General features: G+C 57.4%; 3 protein-coding genes. 1 reads left to right on the forward strand and 2 read right to left on the reverse strand.

Features of this window, described 5'->3' with window-relative positions; all coding sequences use genetic code 11:
• Nucleotides 1–603 precede the first annotated feature (603 nt).
• The gene (locus AAAC48_RS11940; RefSeq protein WP_340654382.1) at nucleotides 604–2556 is read left to right on the forward strand and encodes a M23 family metallopeptidase; all 1953 of its coding nucleotides are present in this window, start codon (nucleotides 604–606) and stop codon (nucleotides 2554–2556) included.
• Nucleotides 2557–2559: 3 nt separating this feature from the next.
• Here the strand turns inward: AAAC48_RS11940 and AAAC48_RS11945 are convergent, their stop codons facing one another.
• A complete protein-coding gene (locus AAAC48_RS11945; RefSeq protein WP_340654384.1) occupies nucleotides 2560–3969 on the reverse strand; it encodes a L,D-transpeptidase in 1410 nt (469 codons plus the stop codon).
• A gap of 179 nt (nucleotides 3970–4148) precedes the next feature.
• Entirely contained in the window at nucleotides 4149–6761 is a 2613-nt protein-coding gene (gene clpB / locus AAAC48_RS11950) for an ATP-dependent chaperone ClpB (RefSeq protein ID WP_340654383.1), read from the reverse strand.
• Nucleotides 6762–7455: the final 694 nt, after the last annotated feature.

A 7455-nucleotide genomic window follows, 5' to 3' on the forward strand; every position in this document is an offset into this window, starting at 1 on the left:
CCATGACACAAACGTCACCGTCACTAAAATGTCCGGCCAATCCGGCCAAACAAACCCAACCTTCCGGTCAGGCCCGAAAGAATGTCACTTCCGCAACAATCCTTAAAATCTCGCAAAGACCGCTCGCTCAAACCCAATCGCTCAAAGCAATCAAACCTACGCAAACCTCAGGGCGCATTCAGCAACCGCCAGCGGCGCCCCGCCCTCGTTGTGCCGGTATATAGACCCCACCCAACAAAACTGTCAACACCGTTTTTGAAGAAATTATGAAAAATATGACAGGCGCTTTTCGAACCGCCGTGGAAGGGCAAAACCGCAGCGTGTTCATATAGCCAGCAAATTGAAATGTGATTGGCCCGGCCACAAACATGCCCAATTCCCGACATAGCGCTCGCTCGCATGCAACAAGACCGGCTCAACCTTTGACGCGCGCGCCATATCCTGTGCACAGCCTTCTGGAGCTCTGCGTTGACAGACGGAAGCTGCAAGGGCAAAACTGCGGCCTCGTTGATTTCATACCAGTACGCAACTGGCCGGCTGACATGCCGAAAATCCACATAAAGCCTGCATTCCACAACGGCGACAGGATCGACACCTAAGAGTATGAGCGAGTACGAGGGGCACTCATTAATCGATCCGGGCAACGAGCCGCCGTTGATTACAGACGGCCGCCGCGGCCCGCCAGATCGGCGTGAGATCTCGGCGAGGTGGCTTGCCGGTACTTTTCTCACCGGTATAACATCGAGCATACTGATGGGTGTAGCGCTGTTTGCGGCGCTCGACGGCCGCGAACAATTGGCGACGCCGCCCGAATTGATGGGTCGCGACGCCATGCCGGCCGCAAGCAACAATAGTGATGTTACCAAGGGTGCGCGGGTAGCCGCAACAACACCCATCCAGAAAAATCGTGACCGGCGGCGGCTCGATGTCTCGACCATGTTCAAGGATGGCGAGCGCGACGTCATTCGATCGATGCCGTTCGAATTCGTGAATATCGCGCTCGCTGATGTTCACAACACCAATCGCCGTTATCCTGCCTTCAATCCGCTTGACGTGTTTGCTGAAGCCAATGAGGACACTGACCCGACGCCTAAGACCGGTCTCATATATGGGGCCAAGGTCGAAAGCGAAGTCAGCCTTCGCACCGTGGATTTCCCGCTGACCACGGCACAGTATGACCCATCGGATGATCTGAGCGTCGATGATGTGGAAGAAGTTGTGCGAAACACCGGTTCCCTGCTGACTGACGGCGCGATCCAGGTCGCCTCGCTGCATTATGTGGATCCGTTGCGATTTGGCTCCGAGGAAGATCCCTACAATCTGCGCAACCCGCTGGCAGTGAAAATCATCCAGGAGAATGTCAGCGTTGCGCCTCGCCTACCCGAGGATGCCGAAAGTGCTGGCTATTCAGAAGAGCTCATACCATTTCGGAGCGACAAGGATATTCAGGCAGCCCTCGGTGATGCGGGCTACGACAATGACGACGCCACCGGCATGTCCGAGGCCATCAGCAAACTGTTGAATTCACCGCGCCTGAAGAGCGGGAGCGTTTTGCGGCTCGGAATCGAATCGAGGAATAATGTCGATCGAATCATGCGCGCCAGTGTTTACAATGGCAGCACGCATATCCTGACCATCGCGCTGAATGATCGCGATCAGTACGTCCCCGCCGATGAGCCGGAGATGACGCCTGGTCTCCAGATTGCGTTCGATGACAGTCCGCCCGCATCACGCCGGTCCGAAGATCTGCCGACGGTCTATGACGGCATCTACAGGGCCGGTCTTGCCTATAGCATGACCGATTCGATGATCAAGCAGCTTATCCACATGCTTGCCTCCGACGTCGATTTCCAGTCGCAGCTTAGCCCGACCGATCAACTGGAAGCGTTGTTTTCGCTCCCTGCCGATTCGGACAAGGCCGGCGACGGATCGGAGATTCTCTACGTCGCTACAAATTTTGGTGGCGATCTCAAGAAATTCTATCGATTCCACGGTAAGGACGGCACCACGGATTATTATGACGAAGACGGGAAGAGTTCGAAGCAATTCCTGTTGCGCAAACCAGTGCCGAACGGCGTCTTTCGTTCGCCCTTCGGCATGCGCCGGCATCCGATCCTCGGCTATTCCCGCATGCATACCGGTGTGGACTGGTCAGCGCCGCGCGGCACGCCGATCATTGCTGCAGGCAATGGCGTGGTCGAACGTGCTGGCTGGACCAACGGCTACGGCAATCAAACCATTATCCGGCATTCAAACGGTTACGAGAGCAGCTATTCGCACCAGAACGCCATCGCAAGCGGCGTAACCCCAGGCGCCCGCGTGCGCCAGGGTCAGGTCATCGGCTATCTCGGTTCGACCGGCCTTTCGACCGGGCCGCATCTTCATTATGAAGTCATCGTCAACGGCTCGAAGGTCGATCCCATGCGCATTCGCCTGCCGAGCGGCGGCGAGCTCAGCGGTGAGGATCTCGTCGCCTTCAAGCGCGAGCGTGACCGCATCGATCAGTTGCTCAAGGAAGAAGATGCGAACGGGACTAAGGTCGCCGCGAGCGGCTAGGCCTTACTCCTGGAATTCGACCGTCACGCCATTCTGCACCAGCTTCGACAATTCCGTCGCATCCCAATTGGTCAGGCGCACACAGCCATGGCTGTTGGTCTTGCCAATCTTGGACGGTTCCGGCGTGCCGTGGATGCCGTAGGTCGGCTTCGACAGCGCAATCCATACCGTCCCGACCGGCCCGTTCGGACCTGGCGGGATTGTCAGGACCGAGTTGTTCTCACCCTGCTTGAAGTTGATTTTCGGGTTGTAGGTATAATTCGGGTTGAGCGCGATGCGCTCTACCTGAACCGTGCCCGAGGGCGAAGGCGTATCGGTCGAGCCGATCGTCGCGGGGTAGGCAACGATCAATCGTCCCTCGGCATTATAGCCGCGCACCTGTTTGCGTCCCTTGTCGGCGATGATTCGCGTGACCGCGCCTCCGGCATTCTGGCCAGTGCTGGCGACCTGAATGGTGACGCCCGGCGTATTGAAGTTCACGCCCGGGTTGATTTCCTTCAGATAGTTTTCGTCCATATGAAAACGCTCGGCCAGCATTTCCGTGACGGATGTGAATGCCATGCGCTCCAGCTGTGCCTTGTGGCTATAGTCTTCAGGGATCGACGCAACAAACGGATAGGCAGCATCTTCCGACGTGATCGTATAGGGCACGAAAGCCGGGCCGCCGGTCTGTTCCAGTGATGCGTTGATGCCTTCCTCATTGAGCGGATCAAACTTCTGCCCGGTCATTTCCTCGAAAGCGGCCACTGCCTTGTCTACATTGCTTCCCTTGTGGCCATCAATGACGCCAGGCGACACGCCGATTCGATCAAGCAGCACCTGAATGGCGGCGATCTTGGCTTTCGCTCCCTGCCCCTTGGGCAATTCGACGGTGGGCGCGGGATTCGGGTGTACGGGTATCTGTTCCTGCTGCGGTGCGTCCGTCAGCCCGTCGCTTGGCGATCCGGGCTCGATGACATTCGGATCGGGCGATAGCAGATCGGCTTCACCATTGGCAGGCGGCAGCGGCTGACGATCGACGCTTCCGTAGTCGCGTTCTGATGGAAGAGCCGATTGCTGCTCATAGGAATCATTGGGACGACCATAGGGATCCTGCGGAATGGCACCCGTGTCATACGGATCCTGCGGCGCGTCCGGAAAATAGTCGCTCGATTGATCGTTCTGCGGTTCTTCGACCGAAATAACGCGTCCTCGCCGATCCACGGTGATCTTCCGGCCATATTCGTCAAAATAGGCGCGGTAAGCCTCGCGACGCGGGCGGCGATCGCTCGGTTCAAACAGCTGCACGACTTTATACGACGCCTCGCCGCTCGTGGCAGGGAGGGCGATTTCAGCGGCATGTGCACCCGTTACGGCGGCGACGCTCGCGGAAGCAATCAGCAACATTCCAAACAATGAACAATGATAAGACATCATGTCTTCAGCTTCCAATTTTCGCCACTAACTCACTATTAAGCATAAATGACCCATTTTCCTGTCTTTATGGTTAATGCTCATACGCTTTTATCGTTGCATCTACCGAATGAACGAGACGTGAAAATGGCCGCTCTGTGGCGGCCATTCTCTTTGTTTTCTGTTTTGCACAGGCGCACTTATGCGGCCTCGCTCTTCTCTCGTTCGGAAGCGGATTTCACCGTCTTGAAGTTCAGCCTGTCCGACCCGGCCGTTATTTTAACGGTGGATCCGTCCAGAATCTCGCCGAGCAGAATCTTCTCAGCCAATGGATCCTGAACCTGCCTCTGGATCACACGCTTCAGCGGGCGCGCGCCATAGGCCGGATCGTAGCCTTTCTCAGCCAGCCAGTTCGTCGCATCTTCATCGATCTTGAGAACGATCTTGCGATCGGCCAGCAGCGACTGCAAGTGCTGAAGCTGGATCTCGACGATCTTGCCCATCTCATTGCGCTGCAGGCGATGGAACAGAATGATCTCATCCACGCGGTTGAGAAATTCCGGTCTGAACGACGCCTTGACGACGTTCATCACCTCTTCCCGAACGCTCTCGACATCCTGCCCTTCGGCCAGCCCAACAAGATATTCCGCGCCGAGATTCGACGTCATGATGATCAGCGTATTGCGGAAATCGACCGTACGCCCCTGACCGTCGGTCAAACGCCCGTCGTCGAGCACCTGCAAGAGCACGTTGAACACATCCGGGTGGGCCTTTTCGATCTCGTCGAAAAGGACCACTTGATAGGGCCTGCGCCGGACTGCCTCGGTCAGAGCGCCACCTTCCTCGTAACCGACATAGCCGGGAGGCGCACCGATCAGGCGAGCAACGGAATGCTTCTCCATATATTCGGACATGTCGAGGCGTACCATCGCCGTCTCGTCCGAGAACAGGAAGGAGGCAAGCGCTTTTGTCAGCTCGGTTTTGCCGACGCCCGTAGGTCCAAGGAAAATGAACGAGCCGATTGGCCGGTTCGGATCCTGTAGGCCCGCGCGCGCACGACGTACGGCTTTCGAGACGGCCTGAACAGCTTCGGCCTGTCCAACGACACGTTTTGCGAGTTCGTCTTCCATGCGCAGCAGCTTTTCTCGCTCACCTTCCAGCATCCGGTCAACCGGGATACCGGTCCAGCGTGAAACCACCTGAGCAATATGATCCGGCGTAACCGTTTCCTCGACCATCGAGGTTGCGTTGTCCTGCTGTTCGGCCAGCGCGAGTTCCTTCTCCAATTGCGGGATCGTGCCGTAGGCAAGCTCACCCGCCTTCTGGAACTCGCCATTACGCTGGGCCGCCGCCAGCGCATTGCGCGCATCATCGAGCTGGCGCTTCAGATCGGCCGCATGACCGAGCTTCTGCTTTTCCGCCTGCCATTTGTTGGTCAGCTCTGTGGACTCTTCCTCCAGATCGGCAAGCTCCTTTTCCAGCCGCTCAAGACGATCGCGGGACGCTTGGTCTTTCTCGACCTTCAGCGCTTCACGCTCGATCTTCAGCTGCATGATGCGGCGGTCGATTTCATCGAGCTCCTCCGGCTTCGAATCCACCTGCATGCGAAGCCGTGCAGCGCCTTCATCAACAAGATCGATCGCCTTGTCCGGCAGGAACCGGTCGGTGATGTAGCGGTTCGACAAAGTAGCAGCAGCAACAAGCGCCGAGTCGGAGATACGGACCTTGTGATGCTGCTCATACTTTTCCTTTAAGCCGCGCAGGATCGAAATCGTATCCTCGACTGTCGGCTCATCGACGAACACGGGCTGGAACCGGCGGGCAAGGGCCGGGTCTTTTTCGACGTGCTTGCGATACTCGTCGAGCGTGGTCGCACCGACGCAGTGCAATTCACCGCGAGCCAGTGCAGGCTTTAACAGGTTCGAAGCGTCCATGGCGCCTTCGCTCTTGCCGGCACCGACAAGCGTATGCATTTCATCGATGAACAGGATGATGTCGCCATTGGCTGCCGTGACTTCCGAAAGCACGCCCTTCAGCCGCTCCTCGAACTCGCCGCGATATTTCGCCCCGGCAATGAGCGCGCCCATGTCGAGCGCCATCAATTGCTTGTCTTTCAGCGATTCCGGCACGTCGCCATTGACGATGCGGAGCGCGAGACCTTCGGCAATCGCCGTCTTGCCGACGCCGGGTTCACCAATCAGCACCGGATTGTTCTTGGTGCGCCGTGACAGAACCTGAATCGTCCGGCGAATTTCGTCATCACGGCCAATGACCGGGTCGAGCTTGCCCGACCGCGCATCGGCCGTCAGATCGCGGGCATATTTCTTCAAGGCATCGTAGGTATTTTCGGCTGAAGCCGAATCAGCGGTCCGGCCTTTACGGATATCATTGATCACCGTGTTCAGGGCCGTAGGCGTGACACCGGCGCGGCTCAGAATCTCGGATGTCTTGGCGGATTTTTCGATCGCCAACGCCGTCAAAAGACGCTCGACTGTGACGAAACTATCTCCGGCTTTCTTTGCAACTTCCTCGGCAGTCGTGAAGACCTTGGCCAAAGGCTGGGCGAGGTAAAGCTGGCCATTGCCGCCAGTTACTTTCGGCAGCGCGTCGAGCGCGGCCTGCAAACCGAGGCGCACATCTTCTACGCTCCCGCCTGCCCTCTCGATCACGGACGCGGCAAGACCTTCTTCGTCATCGACCAAGACTTTCAGCAAATGCTCCGGCGCGAACTGCTGATGATTGGAAGAGAGGGCAAAGGTCTGCGCCGACTGGATGAAACCGCGGACGCGCTCGGTATATTTCTCAATGTTCATTTGTGTGTCTCCTTTTCCCGAACGACCCTTAGCGCGGCATCGTGCGGTGTGTTGGTGACGGGTCCCCTGCATAAGGCGAACCCATTCGCTCGCCTCCAAATATGGGAACATTATCAATGGCGCGCAAGATCGGGATTCGGCGTTTTGTTGCGCTCCATAGAGGTGGGGTTTCCAATATAACACACCGTCGGTTACCACGCCCGCTTTCGCGTCTGGCCATTGAATGATGGTGGGAAGACGTGCGATTGTCGAAGCCGCGTCTTGTAGTTAAGTAATGCGATCCGAAGACCGCCCGTCCGGCGACTTTTTATCCCGTCCGTTCCGCTTGGAGGCCTCGGCACGCATGGAGTGCCATTTGCCGCATTCCATGCGTCACCTACTCGCCCCTTAAAGTGCTCGTCCAGCACGCGCCGGTCGTTGTACCGGCAGGGGAACCCTTGGACGCAACTTCCCCGGACAGCGGGTCCGTTACCCGCCATCGGAGGCGCCGATCCTTTTCCCCAGTTCGAACGGCTCCGGAAGCAGTTCCCATAGGACAAGGACGCGGTTAGGATAAACGAGGTTTGGCGGTGTTGGATCAGTTGGCGGGATTTTGTGGATACAGCCGATGCCGATGATCTCTCCCCTTTGCGGGAGACAAAGCGATTTGAGCATCTTAGCTCTTGCTCAGCACTGGAAATCGCAAGTGAGGGGA

The organism is Phyllobacterium sp. (assembly GCF_037994405.1).
In the GTDB taxonomy this organism is placed as follows: domain Bacteria; phylum Pseudomonadota; class Alphaproteobacteria; order Rhizobiales; family Rhizobiaceae; genus Phyllobacterium.